Consider the following 19,989-nt stretch of genomic DNA (forward strand, 5'->3'; position numbering starts at 1 on the left):
TCTCCCCCAAAGAGATGATTAACCTAGAGTAACGATAACTTCGTTTACTGAACCTTCCGCTTGAACTGGTACAGAGGCACCATTTACTGCTTCACCGTTCACAGTAATCGACTTAACGCCTTTGCTTACTGAGTCTGGGTTAACGACTTTGATGTTGTACGTTGCACCTAGCCATTGGCGAGTCACTTCGAAACCTGGCCAGTTCGTTGGGATACATGGATCGATAGTCAGACCATCAAAGCCTGTTCGCACACCAAGGATAAAGTTGGTAACTGCGAAGTATGCCCAGCCAGATGTACCTGTTAACCATGGGTGGTTTGCACGACCGTGGTCTTGGTGGTCACGACCCATGATGAACTGCACGTATGAGTAAGGTTCTGCAATACGTTTTTCGATGATGTCGTTTTGGTTGTATGGGTTAAGTGCATCGTAGAATTTCATTGCACGATCACCACGACCCAGTTTCGCTTCAGCTACCCAAGCCCATGGGTTTGGATGCGAGAAGATTGCACCGTTCTCTTTTACGCCTTGGTAAACACGAGTCACGAAACCGATGTCATCGTTCGGCGTTGCAAATGATGGTGAGTTTAGATGCAGGCCGTACTCAGAGAACAGGTTCTCATCGACTGCGTCCATCGCTTTTTCACCGCGCTCTTGAGAAACCGCACCAGAAAGTACAGCAAGCGTGTTTGACTCGAGGTGCACTCGGCCTTCCGCTTGTTGCGCTGTACCGATCTTGTCACCATTCTTCGTCAGACCACGGATGTACCAACCGCCTTCGTCGTCCCAAAGATGTGTTTCACACGCTTCACGTACGTTTGCCGCCATTTCCGTGTATTTCTCAACATCCGTTTCTTTGCCTAGGTATTTCGCTAGGTCGATAAACTCTTGCAATGCCCAGAAGTGAAGGAACGATACCATTGAAGATTCGCCACCACCGAGGTTCAGACAGTCGTTCCAGTCTGCGCGCAGACCTTTACAGATACCCGTTTGACCGACGTATTCAGCCGAGAAGTCTAGTGCTGCTTTCATATGGTCATAAACGCTTGCATCGCCGCCATCTGCGTAAGGGATCACCTCGTCGAAGAAGCTGTGCTCACCCGTTTCCATCACGTACTTACAGATGGTTGGAACTAGCCATAGGTGATCATCTGAACACGTGTCTTCGATGCCGTGGATCTTGTCTTCATCAGAAGGCGTTGGAACGACGGTTGGAGATTTAGATGGCTTAACATCAGCTTTCTCAGGATCGAACCAGTCTGGATCGAACAGGTGCAGACCGTAACCTGCTTTCACTTGGCCACGAAGTAGGTCAACAAGACGCTTGCGGGTCATTGCTGGGTTGGCGTGAGGAACAGAAATCGCATCTTGCGCTGTATCGCGGTAGCCAAGACCAGTACGACCACCCACTTCGATGAACGAAGCAAAGCGAGACCACACCACACAAGTTTCTGCTTGGTATAGGGTCCAAGCGTTGATCATGGTATCTAGACCTTCGTTTGGTGATTTCACTTGGAATTTATTACAACGCTCATCCCAGTGTGCTTTGATGCCCGCAAATGCATTGTCTACTTCAGCGAGATCTTGGTATTTAGCGCGAAGGCGGTCGCCATTGCCTTTACCGATACCTAGAATGTATGCGAAACGAACTTCTTCACCTGGTTGGATAGTAAATTGCTTGTGTAGAGAGCCACAGTGGTTGTAACACGTTTGTGCGGTGTTAAAACATTTACCTTGTTCTACTGCTAGCGGGTTTGCTTCGTCGCGGTATAGACCTAGGAAGCTGTCACGTTGGCCGTCGTATGAATCTGGGTCAAACGTTGAAGCTAGGTAGTAGAAACCTTCGAAATCGTTGGTGTTATAGTACAAGTCGTATTCAATCACACCTTCATTGTAAGACGTGCCTGCAGAGTACAGAGACATCTGGTGGTTTTGGTTGTCTGATTGAATATGGCTGAACGAAAATTCTACAAACGAGAATGCACTGATTGTGCGCGGCTTGTCTGAAGTGTTCTTGATAACCACATCCCAAACTTCAGCGTCTTCGCCTTTTGGTACGAATAGGGTTTTCGTTGCTGTAATACCGTTGTATTCACATTTGAACTTAGAGTAAGACAAGCCATGGCGAACTTCGTAGTTTGCTTCGTCTAGGCTTTTCGCAACTGGTTGCCAAGAGATTGACCAGTAATCACCTGTCTCATCATCACGTAAGTAAACGTAGTGCCCAGGACGATCGAATGTCGCGTTTGGACGGAATTTAGTAACACGGTTGTATTCTGGAGAGTTATAGAACGAGTAGCCGCCTGCGTTGTGCGAGATAACGGTACAGAACTTCTCAGTACCGAGGTAGTTAGTCCATGGCGCTGGTACGTCAGGGCGAGTGATGACGTATTCGCGATTCTCGTTATCGAAATAGCCGTATTTCATTTGTGTATTTCCTTTTTACAATACTGCGTTTGCAGTCAAATTTAATAATTCTTTAAGCAAGATGTATTGTCATCTAGCTTGGTATTACTTCCACGGTTTACGGTAATTCACTCCCTGCAAATCAAGCAGAGGAAGGTGCCCTTTCAAACGTGATAAATAGTCGGTCCAATCGCGGTGTTGTTTTTCAGTCCAACATGCTTCTGCCATGGCTGTTAAGCGAGGGAAAATCATGTAGTCCATACGCGATGGGTTGTTGATGATTTCGCACCACAAGGCAGTTTGAATGCCCCAAATGCGCTTTCTGATTGGGTCATCAGCAGGGACTTCTGCTAATGGCTCATAGTTGTATGCTTTCTCTAATGGCAATGGGTTTGCCCAGTCAACACCTGGCTCTTCTGGTGCATAGTCTTGGGTCATGTCGAGGTAGGTGGTTTGTGCTGGTTGCAGCACTACATCAAAACCTTGGCGAGCGCAGTTCAATGCAGCTTCTTCGCTTAGCCATGAGTAGATCACTGTATCTTTACTCACTTTGTTGCCGTGTTGGGCTTCTTCCCAACCTACCATTCGTTTGCCTAATTTTCGTAGCTTGTCTTCTGCATGACGTAAGAAGTGCCCTTGTAGCTCTTTGTAATCGGTATAACCCAATTGCTCCATAAGAGCTTGGCAAGAAGGGCTCTTAGACCACACGCCATTAGGAACTTCGTCTGCCCCAATATGGACATAAGGCGCTGGGAATAGAGCTGCTACTTCTTCAAGTACTTTGTCGATAAACTCGTAACTACCCGGCAGAGCAGGGTTGATGACATTATCGTTATAGTGCTGAATGCTGCGATATTCGGTTTTGTCTTCCGCTTCAACAAGTAGGTGTGGCAGAGATTTGATTGCTGCGCGGCAATGCCCAGGAACGTCAATCTCAGGGATGATAGTGATGCCACGCTGTGCTGCAAAAGCCACCACGTCTTTAATTTGCTCTTGAGTGTAGAAACCGCCGTAACGCTGAGTTAAATGGGTGTATTGCGGTTCGATGGTTTCATCGATACCACGCCAAGCGCCAATGTCTGTTAGTTGAGGTAAGGACTTAATCTCGATACGCCAACCTTCATCGTCCGTTAGGTGCCAATGGAAGGTATTGAATTTGTAATGTGCCAACAAATTGATGAGGCGTTTTACTTGTTCTACCGAGTGGAAATGACGAGCGCAGTCCAACATCATGCCACGGTAGCGAAAGCGAGGACTGTCTTTGATAGAGCAGCACACCACTTCCATAGTGTTGGCACTCTCGTCTCGTTTTAGTAGTTGCAATAAGGTCGCACAAGCATGGGTAAAGCCAGACGAAGACCCAGCCTCAATCTTGATCGACTCTTCAGATACTTTAAGTCTGTAAGTACCTTCGTCCAGTGTTGGGTTACTTTTGAATAAGATTTTCCCACTGTTAGAAGAAGACAATTTGAATTGGTGAATGCGTTCAAGCTCTTCCAGCAACCATGCTTTTGCTGAATTCGCTAAATCTGTGTATATCGCGACACCAACTTGCTCATCGAAGCTAAACGACAGGTCACTCACTTCAATATGGTTGGGCTTTGGTAATAAAGGCTGTGCATGCGTTAAGCTTGCTGGAATATCACTGCGTTCGCGATAAGGTGAGGCCAAAACGATAGGAGTAACATCAACTTGTGCGCGTTGTGGATTTCCGTCAACGACAAAGTCAATCATGGCTTCATTAAATCCATCCGAGTAATAACGGAATGGGTTTGAACCAATACTGAATTCACAGTAATAGTGATGGTTGGCAGCCAGTACCATACCTTCCGGTTTAAGTGTGCAAAAGCTACCAATTTGAGTCAGTTGACCATTTGAAACGCTGTCTGGAAGAATATAGCGGTCGAAAGCGAAAGTCAGGCTCCAATTGTTTAGGTCTTGGTCGCTCAAATTGTGAAAGGTGAGCCCAAAACGGCAGTTTTGTTTTTGCTCAGAAAGGACCACTAGATCAACACGATATTCCATGCTCACTCCTACTCAACACTCACGGCGTAAAGGTTATGCTCTGGTTTACCAGCAAACATAATAGCGCCTTCAATCGCATCAAATTGAGGCTCTACCACCCATTGTTGAACGGGCGGTGACAGCCAATGCAGGATGCGTTCAGCAATACTGCCCATTAAGCAAATACGAGTCGCCCCGCGTTTGTTTAACGCAACCAGAAACATCTCAATATCGGCAGCGGTCTGCTTAAGCATTTCAATCGCTAGTGCATCACCTTGTTCTGCATGTTGGAAAATTGCTGGAGAAAATTGACCGTAATCGCGAGGTAGAGCTTGTTTAGACCATGCCACTACGTTGTCGATGTCATTTTCAAAATGAGCCATGACATGCGCTGCTAGAGGTGTTTTTTCACGGATGCCATCTTCTGCTAGCAAGACTTGTTGAATCAGGCGTAATCCCATTACTGCGCCGCCGCCTTGGTCGGAGATCGGGAACTCACGTCCACCAACAACGTGCTGCTCAAGGCCTTTCAGGAAAATACCGCAAGAACCGGTTCCAGCAATCATGATTGCGCCATCTTTACCGCTGTGCGCGCCAATACAAGCACCGTAAGCATCAGTGTTGAGTGTCATACTGGCAAATGGGTGTTCCAAAGCCATGAATGCTTGCCAAGAGGTTTTGTGTTCAGCTCCCGCAAGAGCTAAGCCAACGTGCATAGAGGCAAAGTCTTGCTGAGTTAGGCCGCCTTGCTGCGCTGCTGAAGCTATTGATTCAAGAATGGATGCCATTGCGACTTCCGCTCCCAGCATGATGTTTGCACTGCCGCTTTTCGCTTCACCAATGAAGTTACCTTGCGCGTCTTTGATACGGGCTCGGCATGAAGTGCCGCCGCCGTCAATACCTACAAAATACATCCCCATGGTTATTGCTCCTTAATTTCTTGAGAGTTCGCTAAAGTCGAAATGTGCTGAGCCTGACTCATTACTGCGAGTAGGTACCAAGCGCCATGCGGGATCCATTGTTCTCCCCAACGCCAGTTCTGAAGCATGTCGTCTTTCTGTGCTGGTGGATTAAATGCAATGTCTTCCTCATCTTCGAAACCGCCGGTGATGCCGTTGCACACGCCACCTTTTGCATTGAAGAAACCATATTGAGGAAGGTAGTCCGGATTGTTACGACCATGACCGTCCAACATGCACATGTCGTACGGGTTCAGCCCCACAATCCAGTTGATAGAATCTTGTGCGAGTTTAGAAAGCTGTTGCTTTAGAATTTCTGACTCAATAAATGGTTGTGCCAAATACGCCATGGTTGCCAGTGAACCTAAGCGAGCATTCTCACCTTGCCACCAGTAACCCGATTCATTGTTGTGTGCCACAAAGAACGCATCACGCTTCGCTTCGTCTACGCCTTTTACATATTGGCGTGGGTAACCAAATGGGTTCTTCACTCTATTGGTGATAGAGACTTCAAACTCACAGGCTTGAGTTATGATTTGTTTTGCTACTGAAGCGCGCTCAGAGTCGTCTTCAATCGCCAAGTATTCACATAGTGCGATAACAGGAAGCCCTGCTTCTGCCGCATGGAAGTAAGGGCGGCTGCCATCATGATTGGCAGCCCAAAAATGTTGAATGTGCTCATCACTCATTTGACGAGCAGAAAGACGATTTGCCCATACGCGGCTGTCTTCTAGGTAGCGTGTTTCTTTGGTGGTCTTGAATAGCTCAACGGCTGCAAGCAATGCGCAGTATTCATCGATGATGTTCTCTTCATCATCGTTTAGATATTGGGTGTTGTGCTCTTTTAAGTGCCAGTAGCCGTTTTCTGCTGCATTACGGTATTTTTGTTGGTCGAACTCACCGTGAAACTCCAGACGTGCTGCTGAAGCTAATGCCGCAATGCTAACGCCAGCACCTTGTCGGTAACCGGCTTGGTAGTCATCAAACTTATGACCAAGTTGGGTTTCGTAGGCGCAGATTTCACGTTGAGCTGTGTCTTTACTCCACTTGTCGAACACGGTCATGTAGAAGAAGCCTTTTTCGTTTTGCATACGAACAAGGAAGTCTGCACCGAACAGGGCTTCTTCAATAAGGCGAGTAGAAGTGAATTTAGCCAGTTTGTCGTTGCCTTCAAGCAGAGACAAACCTTTCAATATGTTCCACACCACCATTGGTGTCTGCTGTGGGTTTAGGTAGTTTGCGTATGACAAATGACTCAGATATTTACTGACATCGCCTGAAGCGTCATACCAACCGCCGTGAACATCTGCGGTTTCGTCGGAATTTAGCAGTGGAACTTGACGATCTTGTTGATCAAAAATGCCACCACAACGTTGAGACTTAAAGTAGTGGACCACGTCAGATAGTGTTTGATCGAGAAGAATATGTTCACCAATTTCAAAGTGAGATGAACGCAAATGATCGAAACGAAGGTAGTAGTTACCGGGAGTATTAAATGAAGAAAAGTCTACAAGATAGAAATGACCTTGATGCCAGCTCGCTACTTTGCCTTGCTTTTCCACTGTTAGCGTAGCGACAGTTTGGTGGCTGTCCGCACAAACCAATAAAGCAGTATAAGAAGACAGACGTGGTTGGCTTGTCTGGATGATCGCTTTTTTAGGGCCCAGACGCTCGTAACCAATGTGGTTAGTCAGTAGCAGCATTCAAGTTTCTCCGGGAAACAATAAAATATAAAGGGAAAAAGGGGCCAGGTTTATACCTGACCCTCGTTATGATTAATCTTCAAATAAGTAACAACGAACAAAGTGGTTGTCAGATAGCTGAGTTACAGCAGGCAGTCGCTCACGACATTTGTCTGTGGCATGAACACAGCGTCCTGCGAATGGACAACCAACTGATTCTGGCGTCCAAAGTGGGATTTCGCCTTTGTTGCCTTTCAACTTCTCGTGGATTGACTTTGATGGATCAGGAACGGCAGAAACCAGTAGTTGCGTGTATGGGTGTTGAGGATCGTGAATGATTTCCTCTGTGTCACCCCACTCAACCATGTGGCCGACGTACATAACCGCAAGATCTTCAGCGATGTAACGCGCTGTCGCGATGTCGTGCGTGATGTAAAGAAGAGACATTTGTTTCTCAAATTTCATCTCTTCCATCAGGTTAAGAACACCGGCACGGATTGATACGTCAAGCATTGATGTTGGTTCGTCAGCCAGTACCACTTCTGCTCCAACCGCAATATTACGAGCCAAGTTCACGCGCTGACGTTGACCGCCAGAGAGTTGATGTGGGAACTTTTGCGCCGTTTCTTTTGGTGGAATCAGACCAACTTGTTCTAGTAGGTTGTACACGCGCTCTTCCAACTCTTTTTTGTTGCCCGGTGATACCTTCTTGTGGATCAGAAGTGGGCGAGCAATATGGTGGAAGATGTTGTGTGTAGGGTTTAGCGAGCCAAACGGGTCTTGCCATACCATTTGCACACCTTCACGGTAAGTCATCAAATCGTGACGAGAGGTGATGTCTTGAATATCACGACCTTTGTACTCGATGATGCCATCGGTTGGTGCGTACATTTTAGCAATCATTTTTGCAGTAGTAGACTTACCTGAACCAGACTCACCTACCACTGACAAGCCGCGGCTCTTGTACATTTTGAAAGATACGTCGTTGATTGCACGCATCTTAGATTGTTTGATTGAGTTACTGTTTAAAGGGAAGTCCTTAACGACATTTTTACCTTCAATCAGCAGTTCGCCGAATTGTTTGCTCATAATTCTCTCCAGTGTAATTTTTGTTCTTAGCTAGCGTTATTTTTTGTTGTTAAACCTTAGCTTGAGCAATGGTGTCGCCGTACAAATGACAATTTGAGAGACGACCTGGTTCAATTTGACGTAGTTGCGTTGGTACTCGTGTACATGCTTCATGTACGCGGTCGCAACGAGCTTGGAAGCGGCAACCTTGTGGCACTTCTAGCAAGTTCAGCGGGTTACCCGGAATACCAGTCAATTTGGTCTTTGGACCAGTTAGTGGAGGGAAAGAGCTACCCAAACCTTTGGTGTAAGGGTGGTAAGGACTCTCCAGAATCTGCTTAGAAGGTGCAACTTCAATTAATTCACCTGAGTACATGATGCCGATACGGTCAGAGAACTCGACCATCAAAGACAAATCATGCGTGATGAACAGGATTGAGAAACCAAACTCTTCTTTAAGCGCGTAAATCTTTTGTAGAATTTCACGTTGAACTACTACATCTAGTGCGGTAGTTGGTTCATCCATGATGATCATTTTTGGATTCAGAGCCAAAGCGATTGCGATTACTAGACGCTGACGCATACCACCAGAGAACTGGTGTGGGTAGTCGCTTAAGCGGCTTGGGTGGATATCAACGATTTCCAGCAGACCTTCAGCTCGTGTTTTTGCTTGAGCACGCGTCATATTGGTATGACGCATGATGACGTCGCAGAACTGTTCTTCCATAGTAAGAACAGGGTTCAAAGCGTTCATCGCACTCTGGAATACCATCGACATTTCGCTCCAACGGAACGCTTGCATCCGGTCATCACTGTACTGGAGGATATCTTCGCCATTGAAAATAACCTCACCACCAGTGATAAACGCAGGCGGCTTATGAAGGCGCATTAGCGAGAAGGCAACAGTCGATTTACCACAGCCTGATTCACCAGCTAGGCCGAATACTTCGCCGGGTGCGATGTCAAAGCTGACGTTGTTACAGGCGCGGACATCGCCCGCATCTGTAATGTAGTCTACGCATAGGTTACGGATAGAAATTAGTGGTGCAGTCATGATTATTTATCTCCGCTCCATAGTGCATTTTGTGGTGCCAGTTCAGGCTCACGCTCTTTCTTGTCTTTTGCTGCTAGTTTCTTCCAGCGCTTCATGCCTTTGTGAGAGCGAAGCTGCGGGTTCGCAATTTCATCAACGGCGAAGTTAAGTAGAGCAAGACCTGTAACCAGTAACGTTAGTGCAATACAAGGAGCTAGAACTTCCCACCATGCGCCGATTAACATCGCCGATGAGGTTTGCACGTTGTACAGCATGATGCCCCAACTGATGGTGTTCGCATCGCCCAGACCTAGGAACGAGATTACAGCTTCCGTGTTGATTGCTAGCATTACTGAACCGATGAAGCTTGCACCTACGATTGGGATAAGGTTTGGTAGAATCTCAACGAAGATGATACGAAGAGATGACTCACCAAGAACCTCAGCCGCTTTAACAAATTCTTTTTCACGCAAGGCCATGGTTTGAGCTCGAACCACACGTGCACCCCAAGCCCAGGAGGTACCGGCAATGATTAATGCAATGGTGAGTGGCCCAGCCTCCCCGATAAAGGCGGCAAGTACGAACAGTAATGGCAGTTGTGGGATAACTAGCATGATGTTCATGGCAGCACTTAATACGTCATCAACACGGCCACCAAAGTAACCTGCTGAGATACCGATAACTGTTGCTAGGAAACACACGATAATACCCGCACCGAAACCAACACCTAGAGATACTCGCGCGCCGTATGCCACTTGAGACCAAATGTCACGACCCATGCGAGACGTACCTAGAACGTGGTCCGCTTTTTTCGACATGATAAGCGTACGACGGTCGTCGGCTAGATTTTTAGCAACCCAGCCATCAGGGTTGTTTTGCGCTTGTTTTACAACAAAGCCAGGGTATTCATGTGGGTTACCCGTGCGTTTGTCAGGAGCGTGTTGAGTAATTAAAGGAGCAGCCACTGCAACAAAGATAAACAAAGCGATAATGGCTAAACCAACACGTGCGAACGCGTTACCTAAAATCAGTTTAAATAGTTCTTTCATGATTATTTGCCTCCCTTACGTAGGCGAGGGTCTAGAATCATGTACAGCATGTCAGCCATTAAGTTGAAGCACAGCATGAACATTGTCATGATAATTAGCTGACCTTGAAGTACTTGGTAGTCACGTGCGTGAATTGCGTTTAGAAGCACCGTGCCTAGGCCTGGGTAGTTGAAGATCATCTCGATGATAAGCTGACCACCGATTGCCATACCTAGAGACATTGAAAGTGCTGTAACACTTGGTAGTAGCGCGTTACGTGCAGCGTAGTTAAATACAACACGGTTTTGGCTTAGACCCTTACCTTTTGCCATCGTGATGTAGTCTTCAGCAAGAAGGTTGATCATGTTGTTACGCATATTTACTAGGAAGCCACCAATCTGAACAATCGTTGCACAGAACAATGGAAGAACCGCGTGATAACCAACGTCCTTTATGAATTCCCAACTTGTCCAGTCAGGAATGGTACCCGGTGTGTAAGCGTAACCAGATGGGAACCATTTAAGACCGATTGCAAAAATAAACAGCGCTAGCATCGCGATAACCATTTGCGGGATTGCTTGGATAATCAGCGTTCCAGGCGTTACAAATGCATCGTATTTGCTACCACGTTTCCATGCTGCAAAGATACCCAGTACAGATGCAATAGAGAATGAAAGCACAACTGCCGTACCAGCTAGGAATAGTGACCAACCAAATGCACTGCCTAGTAGAGAGTTAACTGAAAGCGGGTAGAACTGGATAGAAGTACCTAGCTCCCAGCTTAGAATGTTTTTAATGTACGACAGGTATTGAACATAAATTGGACCATCTACGAAACCTAACAGCTCTTTCATTGCTGCGATTCGCTCTGGTGTTACCTGTACTGATGCGTTAGCAAACATCATGGTAACTGGGTCACCAGGCATTGCTCGCGGAATAATGAAGTTTAACGTCGCTGCAACCAAGAGCGCGACAAGATAGAACGACAAACGTCTTAAAAAATAACCCATAACTCACACCTTACTCACCCAGATTTTTTCCCTGTTTCTGGTTTCAGGTCGCTCCTAGCGAAATTTAGAGCGAAAAATCCCCTGACGACGAGCGCCATATGTTGGTTTGGTCACAAGGGGATTTTTATAGGCGGCACACGGGATGTGTGCCGCTAGAAATGAACTTCTACTTATTTAACTGGTTTTAGATCCAATACGTGAAGTAGACGTTCTGGGATACCAGCCCAAATGTTTGGACGGCCCTTAGGATTTTCTTCGTTCCACCAACCAGTGAAGCGAGTTGTGTTGTATTGGTACATGTAAGCACCAGACAATACAGGAATAGTCACTTGGTCTTGAGCGATGATTTGCTGGATACCGTGAGCGATTTCTAGCTGTTCTTGCTTATCAGCTGTTTTGTAGAAGCTGTTAAGTAGGCCATCTAGCTTATCGTTCTTGTAGAAGTGCATCGCGAAACGAGGCATACCGTCGCCAGACTGAAGTGCTGAGTTGTAAGCACTGTTCCAGTAAGTGTATGGGTCTGCACCGTGGAAGTAGTTGGTGTACGCAACATCGTAAGTACCTTCAAGCATAGCTTGGTTGTACACAGAGAAATCTGGTGTACGAGCACGTGCTTTGATACCGACTTCTGCAAGTTGCTCAACAGCAAGCTGTACAGTGTTGTTGAAGTCAGTCCAACCGTTTGGAGATTGGATTAGAAGCTCGAAAGACTTACCTGATGGAGTGTCAACAAAACCATCTTTGTTTACGTCTTTGAAGCCAGCTTTAGCTAGAAGCTTCTTAGCGCCTTCAGCGTTGTATGAGTTGTAAGCTTTGAACTTGTCATGAGTCTTTTCGTCAGACCAAGCTTCGAATGCGTAGCCAAGGCCAGATGCGAAGTCGTTCACAGTACCGCCGCCGTAGAAAGCGATATCAATGATAGTTTGACGGTCAAGAGCCATAGAGAATGCACGACGGAAGTCAACGTTAGTTAGTGCTTCGTTTTTCGCTGCATCTGGGTTCTTGAAGTTTACAACGAATGCCTGTGTACCTGCTGGCGGGTACCAGTAGTGGTGTTTAGGGCTCGCTGCTGCGTAAGTACGGTCGATATCTGGAACGAATGAAGAAGTCCAGTCCATCTCACCGTTTACAACTTTACCTAGGAATTGGTCGTTGTTTGCGATTTGTGGAACACGTAGACAGTCAACGTCTAGGTTCGCTGCATCCCAGTAGTTCGGGTTTTCACACTGGATGTACAGCTGAGGAGTGAAAGTGTCGATCACTGTGAATGGGCCAGAACCTACTGGATTTTCGTTAGTGAATGTTGATGGATCTTTCACTTTGCTCCATACGTGCTTAGGTACAACTGGTACTTTAGCAATTTCGTAAGGAACGTTTGAGTTTGCTTCGCTTAGACGGAACTTAACTTTGTAATCGTTAACTTTTTCTACGCCAGTTACCCAAGAGTTGATACCAGATTGGTCTAGCTCTGGCTTCTCTTTAACTAGGTTGAAAGAGTAAACAACGTCATCAGCGGTAAACGCTTCGCCGTCAGACCATTTTACGCCTTTACGGATATCGAAAGTTACGCTCATTAGGTCGTCAGACATTTGGAAGTTTTCTGCTAGACGGAATACCGGTGTGTTACCGTGCATTTCGTTGAAAACAACTAGAGGCTCGTAAATAAAGTCAGTAGTTGTGTGCAGGTTAGTTGCACCCAAGAAAGGGTTAAAGTTACGAACAAAAGTTGTAAACTCTTTAGGGTGGATAGTCAGTTCACTGCGCTCAGCGGCTGTAGCTACTGATGCAAAACCTGTAGTAGCCGTTGCAATAATTGCTGTTGCTAGTGCTGTTTTTTTAATATTGGCAAGCATAGCTGTTCCTTACTATTTGCTTTCATTTCACTAATGGAATTGAATGTCATCAATTGATAAACACTCTCCAAGGCCCACCTCTTCACTACACTTCAAATTGTGTCGCTCTAAGAGTGGCCTGTAGGCCTTAGGCAGGACTAAGAAAACACCTTATCCATAAAATAATCAAACTCGATTCCCGTTAAAAACGTTAAAAACTAAGCCAACTACGTTACAAACGTCATTTTGTTCGTTTTTAAGTCTCTGTAGGCTAAAAAACAAACGTTGATATGTGTCGCAGTTTATATCCGCACAAATACTGTGTGTTAGTGGTTGCTTACTTCATAGGTCTTTTATTGTATGTTTGTTTTGCATTCTCTTTGCTTTGGCGATCTGGCTCACACACGAAAATTTTGTTAATTAACTAGGTGAAATTTAATCTGCCGTTCTGTTGTGATTGACTTCGCAATCTCCGTTAATTGTTGGTCAATTTTCCCTTTAAAAGTAAAAAACAGCCCATTTCGGCGATGAAATTTGGCGGCTGATTATGCTTTTTTTATGGGGGAAAGGAAGTGTTTTTTCTGCGTATTTGTTCGAAATGACACGATGCTATTTGCCGTCGCTCAACCCAGAAAAAACTTGGTTTAATCGTCTTTTAAAAATGATTCTGATATGTTGCTTCCAAGTCTTATAGGAAGGACTGAGGTGGGAAAGTGGTTCATTATTGAGTGGTGAATGAGGTGAATACATTTGAGCATTGCTGTGGAAGCTAGGGTGGCTGCTTTTACTATCAAAAAAAGCCCTGCGCGAGGCAGGGCTTGAATTAAAATAGGCATGCTTAGCTCGTGAGGAGCCTTTGCAGTTTGTCCCGCTGTGCTTCGATGTAAGCACGTTCTGGGCTTTGTTCTTTACAGTGCTCAAGAATAAACTCTATCGAGTTTAAAACGGTTCTCCAGCGTGGTGTTTTTGGCAGAGTTTCGATGCGCATGTATTTATCAAGTGTTCGAGTCTGTAATGTACTGCGGTCTAGGTAAACACGCCAAAAGCCACTTTGCTCAGCGAAAGCAAACTTGGTTTCTCCTGTAACGGACTCCCAGTATTCTAAAGCATGTGTCATCGCATCAACCAGTACTTCACGCATCAACTCTTGTTTATCTTTCTTATTGCCTAATGCTTTGTCGGCAAGACGAGTAAACTCTCCGCCCAGCTCTTTCAGTTTTTGTAGTTGATCTTTGTCTCCATCGAACGCATAGCATGAAAGAACTTCTACTGCGGTTTCCAGATTATGAATACGTGCTGCGTTTGCTCCACCACCAACGTTAAAGATGTACATAACGTCTAAACCAGAGCCTTCTGGCAGTTTGAGAATGTCTGCTTCAATGTTTTGACGGATATCTTCGATGTAGATATCAATCTTGCCACAGTAGTGTGGTTGCTTGACGGTTAAGAATTTTGGCGCAATGAGTTCATCAGCTGATGAGCGTTTTAACTGTTCTAGGCTGCGTTTGAAGAGTTTACAAGCCGCCTCGTTGGCAAAGCGAATTCGTTGGTCTTCTCGCAAACAGATGATGGCCTCTGGAGCAGATTCAAGTTGCTCTAACAAACGTCCTTGTGTTTCAAGTAAACTGGCTTCGACTTCTGCGCGTTGACGCAGCTCAGATTCAAGCAACTTGTTTTCCATGTGACGCATTTCGGCTTTGCTTGCTGTCAAATGCGCTTGGATTCGAGCGGCTAGTTCTTGTTTATTAAATGGTTTGGACAAGTAATCATTTGCACCAGCCTCGAAGCCTCTTACACGATCTTCTGTCTGGCTTAATGCCGTTAACATGATGATCGGCAGTTCTGCGTGGTCGTAAGTGTTACGTAACTCGCTACATACCTGGTAGCCACTCATGCCTGGCATCATGATATCCAATAGCAACAGCTCTGGTTTCTCTTGTTCAATTAACGCTAGCGTATCAGGGCCATCTGAAATCGTACGCACTCGATAGCCTTCCAATCGTAAGAAGCTCTCTAAAACGCGTAAGTTTACTGGTTCATCATCTGCGACGTAGAGTAGTGGACCATCCGGGTTTTCTGGCAGAGATAAGTCGTCGGTGTTTTCCAAATTTGCTTCAGGGATTTGGAAGTGACCACGAGCCGCCAGAGTTTGTGTTGCTTTTATTTCCTCTTCTGTTGCAAGAGGTAAAGTGAAGCTAAAGGTTGTTCCTACCATTGGTTGACTACTTACATACAGTGAGCCGCCCATCAACTCGATAAGCTGACGGCTAATGGATAGGCCGAGTCCTGCACCCTGACGGTAACGACTTGCATCTTGGCCCGCCTGAATGAGCGGTTCAAAGATGTGCTCCAAATGTTCCGCTGGGATACCTTGGCCAGTATCAACGACTTGGACGCGCACCTGATCGTCCACCACATTTGCGGAGATGACAATTTTACCTTCTGAGGTGTACTTAATTGCGTTACCAATCAAATTGTAAAGCACTTGCTCTATACGTTGTGGATCGGCAGAGACCGCTTTTAAGTCCGCAGGGACTTGGTTAATGATGCGGATTGTTTTGTTACCTAACAGGTGGCCAGAGAGTTCCAGTACCAAACGTGTTGCACTTGCTAAGCTTACCGCTGATTTTTGGATATCCATGCTGCCATAGCGCATCTTATGATAATCCAATAAATCATCAACGAGATTTGCCAAGCGCTGACCACTCTTAATAATGATGTCTAGCTGGTATTTTTGGCTCGCAGGAATCACACCGTTTGCGCCAGATACCAATGTCTCTGCAATCCCCACCATGCCGTGTAGCGGTGTCCGCAATTCGTGAGACGTAGTTGCTAAGAATTCATCTTTGAGTTTGTCTGCTAATTGCAACTCCTCGTTTTGCTTTTGAATCAACTTAATGTTGCTCTCAAGCTCTTCGTTTTGTTGTTTAATCGTTTGAATCTTTTCTCGAATTGAGCGCTGCATACGTTCAAAGCTGATCGCAAGACGCCCGATCTCATCTTTTCGCTGAGTATTAAAGGTCGTCTCATCTAAGTCACCAGCAGACACTTTCTCTGCTGCCCAAGTAAGCTTGAGTAGCGGCGAAGTGATGAAATTAGATAAGTAATGTGAAGCGATAACGACTAATACAATTGCAATCAACATCGCAATCACAAACAGTTTCTCAAGCTGATGGACACGGGCAAACGCTTCTTTTTCAGGAAGCTGTACGACTAGCGCCCAAGTTAGACCACGAGTTTCAATGGGTGCAAACGCCGCGATCATCTCTTCACCTAAGCGGTTGCTGTAAGTGCCTACTTCGGTTTCGCCCGCGAGTGCTTTGTCGATAATTTCTAGGCTGTTTTGGATGTTGTCTTGCTTGGTGTTAATTGTACGAGGTTTGTGATCACTGCCAACCAACAAAGTCTCAATAGAAGAATCACGGTTAATTTCTGCAATTAGCTTTGTAATGCCATTGTTTGGTAGTCGGAACATGGCATAGCTGTGCAGGTAACCTTGCTGAACAATCGGCGCACCTAGCCAGGCGACTTGCTTACCGTTTTCGATCTCAAAGTCAGAAAACACAACAGGTGTGTAATCTTCATTGACTTTACGACGCGCATTAACGTCCTCCGACAGACGTTTGAATGTTCGGCCCAAGGCGCTGTCTTTATAGCTGCCAGTCAGTAAGTTTGTGCCGTAATTGTCATCTTTATTGATTGAATAAGTCACGTTACCGTCAATGTCGACCAACAAGATGTCGTTGAAGTCAGAGCGCTTTAACAGTTCTAGATACGCCCAGTGGTAGCGTTTATGTAATAGGCGATAACGCTCACTACCAACATAGTTAGAGGACTCTGGCAAAATTGAAGTTTTTATCTGGTCGCCACTGCCTTGGATATAACGTTGCTGTGCGTTCTCTCTTGCTTCGTCAATATCATGCCCTAGGCGACTGAATGCATTGACTAAACCATAGAATCGACCACCACTGGCATACGCCAATTCTGAGCGAACAAAGCCCATGACCTCAGTTTCTTGAGCCGCAAAGTAGTCGATGATCTGTTGTTGCTTCGTGTCACGCACAGAAAGTAGGTGTGAGGTACTTTGTTCTTGAAGATCTTTACTGTGTGACTGCAGGAAGAAAATCGCAGTGATCGTCAAAGGCGTGATACTAAGAACCAAAAACGCGGTCATTAGCGTGCTTTGCAGGCGCTTAAATTTCTGCTTTTTGTAGAATTTAAACATGAATAAGATTACAACTCATAAAAGGGCAGCGACCAAATTACTAGGGCTTGCCAAGGTTCTCGTTAAAAACGGATAAGAAGTTAGATTCGATAGAATTAACAAAATTAACGAGTTTTTTTTCTTTGACAAGAAAGTTGATTGCAAAGCGTGGGGAGTGACGCAGTTTTTCGAAGAGTTGAATGAAATTTAAGTAAGAAGTGCGCAGGATTTCACCTGCGCAATAGAGAGGCTAAGGTTTTTTCGCGTAGTAAATCGAGAACTTATTGGTCTTATTTAGCGTCTCGCAATTATTGAATGTTTGCTCAATAATTGGGGGGTATTTCAAGAAGCTGTTTGCAACGATGATCATTTCACCACCTCGTGTCATGTAGTGTGGTGCTTGTCCAAGTAAGGTTTCGGCAGCGTTATAGTTGGTGTCTAAACCACTATGGAATGGTGGGTTACTAATGATAAAACGGTAGTCTTTAGCCGTGTCTGAATAGATATCTGAGGCAAAAACACGACCTGATAACCCGTTCGCTTCGAGTGTTGCTTGGCTTGAAGTGATGGCATACGCGTTGATGTCACACATTTCAATCGCAATTTCTGGATTGGCTTTCGCCATAAATGCGCCTAAAACACCTGCACCACAACCGAAGTCGAGCACTTTACCTGACAGGTTTGGCAACGTTTCTAAAAGTAATTGGCTACCCAAGTCAAACTCACCATGGCTGAATACACCTGGAAGGCTTTTTACTTCAACGGATTGTTCTCCAAGAGTAATGGTATAAGATTTAAACCATTCTGCTTGATCAAACGGCTTTGGCTCGCTCAAGCATGTTCCCCAGTAAAATGAACAACGACGAGCCGTGTCGTACTTCTTCACAGGACCATAGTCTTTAAACATTTTCTCAATGCTTTTCACGCCGGAGCGATTTTCGCCGACGACCACGATCTCAGTGTTGATGCCTAGCTTCGCCATTAACATAGCGAGTAGGTACTCCGCCTCTGGCTTTGCTTTTGGCCAGTAAAGTAACACCATGTCTGCCTGCGTATCGGCATCAAACTCTGAACCAAAATGGCTTTTGATTTTTTCAGAAGTACTGATTTGACGGTAATAGCTGTAGTTTGAAGTGAATACTTCAACAGACTCACAGTGATCCACCAGTTCCAGTGGAAATAAGTCTTCTACTTCACCAGCAACTAAAACGTGTTTTCCGTTAAAATACTCGAGTTGACGCTGAGCTATTTGGCTTGGAGCGATATAAGCAGACATAAATTTGGTTCATCAGAAATAATTAGGGCCAGATTTTCGCATAATCTGGCCCAAGCTTGAAGTGAATAAGCGGTTGTTAGCTATTGTCTTGTTGGTTGAGGAAGTCTTTAAACTCTTCTTCGTAGATATTGAATAGAACCATGGTCACGGCAAAGATCAGTGGACCGTAAATAAGGCCAATTAAACCAAATAGATGCAGACCACCCAGCAGCGAGAAGAAGATCATTAGCGTGTTCATGCCTGCGCTGCCTTGCATTAGCAATGGACGTAATAGGTTATCGATCGAACCAACGACAACGATACTCCACACCGTCAAGAAGATTGCCCAAGTGGTGTCACCAGTCAGGAACAAGTAGGCTGCTGCTGGAATCCAGATCAGTGCGGTACCGACCACTGGAATGAAAGAGGCGAAGCCCATCATGGTGCCCCAGAATAAGCCCGGGAAACCAGCAAGCCACATACCGATACCGCCAGCGAAACCTTGCGCTATTGCGGTTAAGAACGAGCCCATAACTGCAGATTTCGATACTTGCTCAATTTCGGTCAGTATTTTGTCTTCTTGGCTACGAGAGAGCGGCAGAATATGGCGCATCGCCGAGATGATCTTGTCGTGGTCACGCAGTAGGAAGAACAAAACGAACAACATTAGGAAGAAATCCATTAGGAAGTTCGTTGCATCACCGAGGATTTTTGCGCTAATAGCTACAAGGTTTGAACCAAATGATGTGGCGAATTGACCAATCTTCTCTGCGATAGCTTGAGGTTCTATTTTATCGAAAGGTAAGTACTCATTAACCAGTGCTAAACCTTTGACTACCCAAGGGTGTTGGAAGATATCTTGGATTCCACCATTGGTCACCCACTTATAGGTGTTTTGAGAAAAGACGGAACCTTGCTGAACGATAGCAGCAAAGACAAACAACAATGGAATCACAATAATAAAGGTTAGAACCACACAAGAGAGTAGCGAGACCAAGTTTTTATGGTTAGGCATTTTGCTCTCAAACCACTCATGTATTGGGAACATAAGTAGCGAGATGATAAAGGCCATTACGATTGAGTTTACATAGGGCTCAACCAATAAATAGCAGGCAAAAGCAGCGGCGAGTAGTGCAACAACTAACACTCGGTGACTCGACGTGATTTTTACATTGTTCGGCATGGGATTAATCCAACTTACGGATGATGTTACGGCTAGCGCTCTATACCACAGCGTCAAACCTTTATTACTTTGCACCGACGATTCTTTCAAGCTTATGACATAGCCGAATTGGGAAGGTGCAACGGACCTTGTTATAATGACCACAAATCAGGCAGTTATCAATCAAGAGATAGAAAAATGGGTTGTTGTAACGGTGACAAGAAGTGTCAGAGTGAAAAGAAAACTAAGCGTATTCCGTGGTTTGGTATCGTTCTTGGCGTGTTAGCTATCTTAGTGATTTTTAACTGGCAAGCGTAATGCAGGCAATAAAAAAGGACCGTGAAGG

The 19,989-nt window shown here is 45.5% G+C and carries 12 protein-coding genes; all 12 read right to left on the reverse strand.

The genetic code is table 11. From position 1 onward, the window contains the following. Positions 1-18: 18 nt before the first annotated feature. Entirely contained in the window at positions 19-2,427 is a 2,409-nt protein-coding gene (locus ITG12_RS14240) for a N,N'-diacetylchitobiose phosphorylase (RefSeq protein ID WP_038878940.1), read from the reverse strand. An 84-nt stretch (positions 2,428-2,511) separates the two neighbouring features. Continuing rightward, positions 2,512-4,431, reverse strand: a complete 1,920-nt coding sequence (locus ITG12_RS14245) for a family 20 glycosylhydrolase (protein WP_038878942.1) — start codon at positions 4,429-4,431, stop codon at positions 2,512-2,514. 8 nt (positions 4,432-4,439) lie between these two features. Next, positions 4,440-5,330, reverse strand: coding sequence for an N-acetylglucosamine kinase (locus ITG12_RS14250; RefSeq protein WP_038878943.1), 891 nt, complete (start codon positions 5,328-5,330; stop codon positions 4,440-4,442). Between the two features lie 2 nt (positions 5,331-5,332). After that, positions 5,333-7,072, reverse strand: a complete 1,740-nt coding sequence (locus ITG12_RS14255) for a glycoside hydrolase family 9 protein (protein ID WP_038878945.1) — start codon at positions 7,070-7,072, stop codon at positions 5,333-5,335. A 72-nt stretch (positions 7,073-7,144) separates the two neighbouring features. Then, positions 7,145-8,140, reverse strand: a complete 996-nt coding sequence (locus ITG12_RS14260; protein WP_038878947.1) for an ABC transporter ATP-binding protein — start codon at positions 8,138-8,140, stop codon at positions 7,145-7,147. 49 nt (positions 8,141-8,189) lie between these two features. After that, a complete protein-coding gene (locus ITG12_RS14265; RefSeq protein ID WP_005386550.1) occupies positions 8,190-9,173 on the reverse strand; it encodes an ABC transporter ATP-binding protein in 984 nt (327 codons plus the stop codon). Between the two features lie 2 nt (positions 9,174-9,175). Then, on the reverse strand, positions 9,176-10,201 hold the full coding sequence (locus tag ITG12_RS14270; protein WP_038878949.1) for an ABC transporter permease: 1,026 nt from the start codon (positions 10,199-10,201) through the stop codon (positions 9,176-9,178). A gap of 2 nt (positions 10,202-10,203) precedes the next feature. Then, entirely contained in the window at positions 10,204-11,190 is a 987-nt protein-coding gene (locus ITG12_RS14275; protein WP_038865841.1) for an ABC transporter permease, read from the reverse strand. Between the two features lie 170 nt (positions 11,191-11,360). Next, positions 11,361-13,043: an ABC transporter substrate-binding protein gene (locus ITG12_RS14280; RefSeq protein WP_038865843.1), complete on the reverse strand. Its 1,683-nt coding sequence runs from the start codon at positions 13,041-13,043 to the stop codon at positions 11,361-11,363. 817 nt (positions 13,044-13,860) lie between these two features. After that, the gene (locus ITG12_RS14285) at positions 13,861-17,247 is read right to left on the reverse strand and encodes a response regulator (RefSeq protein WP_038878951.1); all 3,387 of its coding nucleotides are present in this window, start codon (positions 17,245-17,247) and stop codon (positions 13,861-13,863) included. A 229-nt stretch (positions 17,248-17,476) separates the two neighbouring features. Further along, positions 17,477-18,502: a 16S rRNA (guanine(1207)-N(2))-methyltransferase RsmC gene (rsmC, locus tag ITG12_RS14290; protein WP_038878952.1), complete on the reverse strand. Its 1,026-nt coding sequence runs from the start codon at positions 18,500-18,502 to the stop codon at positions 17,477-17,479. Positions 18,503-18,578: 76 nt separating this feature from the next. After that, positions 18,579-19,664 (reverse strand): AI-2E family transporter, encoded by a 1,086-nt coding sequence (locus ITG12_RS14295; protein WP_038865847.1) that lies wholly within the window; start codon positions 19,662-19,664, stop codon positions 18,579-18,581. Positions 19,665-19,989: the final 325 nt, after the last annotated feature.

Source organism: Vibrio sp. ED002, from assembly GCF_023277445.1.
GTDB classification, from domain to species: Bacteria; Pseudomonadota; Gammaproteobacteria; order Enterobacterales; family Vibrionaceae; genus Vibrio; species Vibrio jasicida.